This is a genomic window from Humidesulfovibrio sp., from assembly GCF_035560995.1.
Taxonomy (GTDB): Bacteria; Desulfobacterota; Desulfovibrionia; order Desulfovibrionales; family Desulfovibrionaceae; genus Humidesulfovibrio.
The window spans coordinates 1-3,341 of record NZ_DATMYK010000200.1; the positions used below are offsets into that span (position 1 = coordinate 1).

The 3,341-nt window shown below is 68.2% G+C and carries 4 protein-coding genes; 2 read left to right on the forward strand and 2 right to left on the reverse strand.

What is annotated here, in order from left to right; translation table 11 throughout:
- The first annotated feature begins 132 nt into the window (after positions 1–132).
- Together VN419_RS07945 and VN419_RS07950 are read left to right on the forward strand one after the other, a co-directional pair.
- Positions 133–1,365, forward strand: a complete 1,233-nt coding sequence (locus VN419_RS07945; protein WP_325646258.1) for an MFS transporter — start codon at positions 133–135, stop codon at positions 1,363–1,365.
- Between the two features lie 176 nt (positions 1,366–1,541).
- Positions 1,542–1,955, forward strand: a complete 414-nt coding sequence (locus VN419_RS07950; RefSeq protein ID WP_325646260.1) for a universal stress protein — start codon at positions 1,542–1,544, stop codon at positions 1,953–1,955.
- 98 nt (positions 1,956–2,053) lie between these two features.
- Here VN419_RS07950 and VN419_RS07955 read toward each other — a convergent pair whose 3' ends face one another.
- Together VN419_RS07955 and VN419_RS07960 are read right to left on the reverse strand one after the other, a co-directional pair.
- Positions 2,054–2,506: a GNAT family N-acetyltransferase gene (locus VN419_RS07955; RefSeq protein ID WP_325646262.1), complete on the reverse strand. Its 453-nt coding sequence runs from the start codon at positions 2,504–2,506 to the stop codon at positions 2,054–2,056.
- Positions 2,507–2,513: 7 nt separating this feature from the next.
- Positions 2,514–3,341: L-serine ammonia-lyase, iron-sulfur-dependent, subunit alpha (locus tag VN419_RS07960; protein ID WP_325646264.1), on the reverse strand; the 828-nt coding region annotated here is incomplete at its 5' end.

The window sequence follows — 3,341 nt, forward strand, 5'->3', positions numbered from 1 at the left end:
CCCAGGCCCCGCCACGGCCGACCAAAATCCGGACCATTGCGCAGCGGCGCACGCTCTGCTATCCGTTCCCCCTGCCCGCCGGATGGCTGACGCGAATTCCCGCCAGCTCCCGGCGCAGAACAGGATCTCCCCATGCCCGCCCATGCCGCCCCGGAACCCCAGAACGACCCGAACATCCCGAAGCTCCTCAGCTTCGAGTTCGTGGCCATTTGCGCCATCAGCGTGCTGGCCTTCTGCAACATCTCGATATTCTATGGATTTTACAGCTACTTGACAGATTTGGGCATTGCACCTGCCTGGCGCGGCCCGCTGCTGGCCCTGGAGCCCCTGACCGCCCTGGTGGTGCGGCCCTTTCTGGGGCGCTACCTGTCCCTCAGAAACAGCGTGCAGTTCATGCGCGCGGGCATGGCCCTGGCCACCCTGGCCCTGCTCTGCTACCCCTTCGCCACCACCATTCCGGTGCTGGCCTGCGTGCGCATCCTGCACGGCATGGGCTTCGTCACCGTGGTGGGGGGGCTCATGGGCACGCTGATGGCCTTTCTGCCGCGCCACAAGAGCGCCCAGGGCTTCGGCCTGTTCTCCGTCACCATCCTGCTGCCCTATGCCATCATGCCGCCCTTTGTGGAGATGCTGCTGCCGCACCTGGCGAGCCACGGCCAGGCCTACGCCCTGGCGGCACCGCTCATGCTTCCGGCCTTTCTGCTGCTGGCCCCCCTGGGGCGGCGCACCCGCGCCCTGGCGGCCGCCCTGCCGCCCTCGCACCTGGAGCGCCCAGGTTGGGACGAGGTGCGCCAGGCGCTGACCTCTCTTGGCGTTCTGCTTTTGGTGGCGGCCAACTTCTTCCTGGTGGCGGCGCACTCCATCGTGTTCTTCTTCATGCGCGACTTCGCGGCCGGCATCGGCGTGGGCAACCCCGGCGCGTTCTTCAGCTGCGCCAACGCCGCCACCATCAGCGTGCGCGTGCTGGGCGGCAGCATTCTGGACCGGGTGGACAAGGGCCGCGCCCTGCTGGGCACCTTCATCGGCATGGGGCTTTTGCTGCCGCTTTTCGCCCACGCGGGCGGCACGGCCTCCCTCTTCGGCATGGCCGCGCTGTACGGCACGGGCATGGCGCTTACCATGCCGCTCATCAACGCCAGCATGTTCAGCATTTCCTCCCCACGCCTGCGGGCGTACAACGCCAATCTGCTCATGGTCGCCGTGGACGCGGGCTTCTTCGTGGGCCCCTTCGTGGGCGGGGCCGTCATGGCCGGAAACCTGGGCCACGGCGTGCTCTTCGGCCTGGGCGGCGCGCTCATGCTCGGCGCGGCCCTGTGCGTGCGCCCGGTGGCGCGCATCATGCGCCAGGCCGCGCCCGACACGTAAAACGGGTGAGCCTCCCGACTATTCCTACACTTTTGTTCTTGACTTGCGCCTTTTTTCACATACCTTATATACTGAAATGAAGCCTCACGCCGAGCCCTGTTTCCACGGGGTCGCTACAGGGTTCCCACTCCGCTCAAGACCCCGCATGGTGCATCCAAACCAAGGGGGATTTACTCATGAAGATTCTCGTCGCCGTCGATCCGTCGGATTCCGTCCTGCTGCCCGTGACCCGCGCCGCGGCCATGGCCAAGAAGGAAGGGGCCGAGCTGACCCTGCTCGCCGTGGCAGAGGCCGTGGAGGACATGGAGAGCCTGTTCGGCGCCAGCGCCACGGACCGCCTGCGCCAGAAGGCCGCCAAGGCTCTGGACGCGGCTCAGGCCATCGCCAAGGCTGCGGGCGTGACCGCCAAGGAAGTGCTGGAGACCGGCGTCTCGCCTGAGGAGTTCATCGTGGACGCCGCGCAGAAGGGCGGCTTCGAACTCATCGTCATGGGCACGCGCGGCAAGAAGGGCGCGCGCAAGCTGTTCCTGGGCAGCGTGGCCGCCAAGGTCATCGCCCTGGCGCCCTGCTCCGTGCTTGTGGTGCGCTAGCCGCGCCAGAAACCGGAAACAACGGGAACCCGAAACAACGCGCCCGGCCCCGGCAAAACCGCCAGGGCCGGGCGCACGAATTGTGCGCTCCGCACGTCCTAGTCCGGCAGGCGCAGGGTCAGCAGCGGAAAGGGCCTGCCCTGGCCGTCCAGGTCCGAGCGGCCCACCGGCCTGAAGCCCAGGCTTTGGTAGAAGGCCAGGGCCTGCGGATTCTGCTCGTTCACGTCCACTTCGCGCACGCCCAGACGCTCCACCGCGTGCCGGACCAACCGTCCGCCCAGTCCCAGCCGGAAGCTGTCCGGCCGGACGAAGAGCATCTCCAGCCTGTCGGCCGCCGTGCCCATGAAGGCCAGGATGCCGCCCTCGGCGTCGCGCAGGCAAGTCAGCTCCACGAGGTCGAAGTACTGGTTCAGAATCAGCGGCTTGAGTTCCGCGATGTCCGCCTCGCCCAGAAAAGAGTGCGTGGCCCGCACCGAGGCCTCCCACAAGGCCAGGAGCTCCGGGTGCTCGGCCGGGGCCACCGGGCCAGGAAGGCAAACCGCCTGGTCCATGTCCCGGCTACACATACCCGGCCAGCTTCTTTTCGATCATGATGGACAGAATGGTCCGGTCGGTCTCCACCATGCCCTCGGTGGACAGCTGGCCCACGTTGCGCATGGTCTGCTCCGGCGATTCCGCGATGATGCCGTTGGTGGCCAGCACGCGCATGCCGTGCAGCGAGAACAGCGCCGCCTGCACCGCCGTGCCCGCCGCCGTGGCCAGCTTGAGGGCGCAGCCCGCCTTGGCCCCGTCGCAGATGACCCCGGCCAGGTCCTCTATGAGCAGCTTGATGGCCCCGGCGATGTGGTGCAGGTCGCCGCCCATGAGCGCGGCGATGCCGGCCGTGGCCCCGGCTCCGGCGGCGACGGAGCAGCCGCACACGGCCGAGAGCCGCCCCGTGTGCGCCTTCACCGAGGCGGTGACGATGTGCGAGAGCCCGATGGCCTTAAGCGCGTCGGCCTCGGTGCAGTCGAGAAAGTCCTTCACCGCCCAGATGGGCAGCACGGCGGTGAGGCCGTGGTTGCCGCTGCCGGCGGAGCTCATGGCCGGAAGCTTGACCCCGTCCATGCGCGCATCGGCCGCTGCGCTGGTGAGCATGCGCGCGGCCAGGGAAAGGTCCTTGGCGATGAGTTTCTGCCGGGCCAGGCGCTCGAAGGTCTTGCCCACGCCCAGGCCGCAGCCGGTCTTGAGGCCATGTGCGGCAAGGCGGGTGTTGTAGGCCACGCCCTGCTCCAGAAAGGCCAGGTCCTCGGCGTCCAGTTCGTCCACCAGGGCCAGCAGGTCCGCCAGGGAAAGGCCGCGCAGCCAGTCCTCCAGCTCGGTGAGCTGGCTCTTGCCGCCCACCGT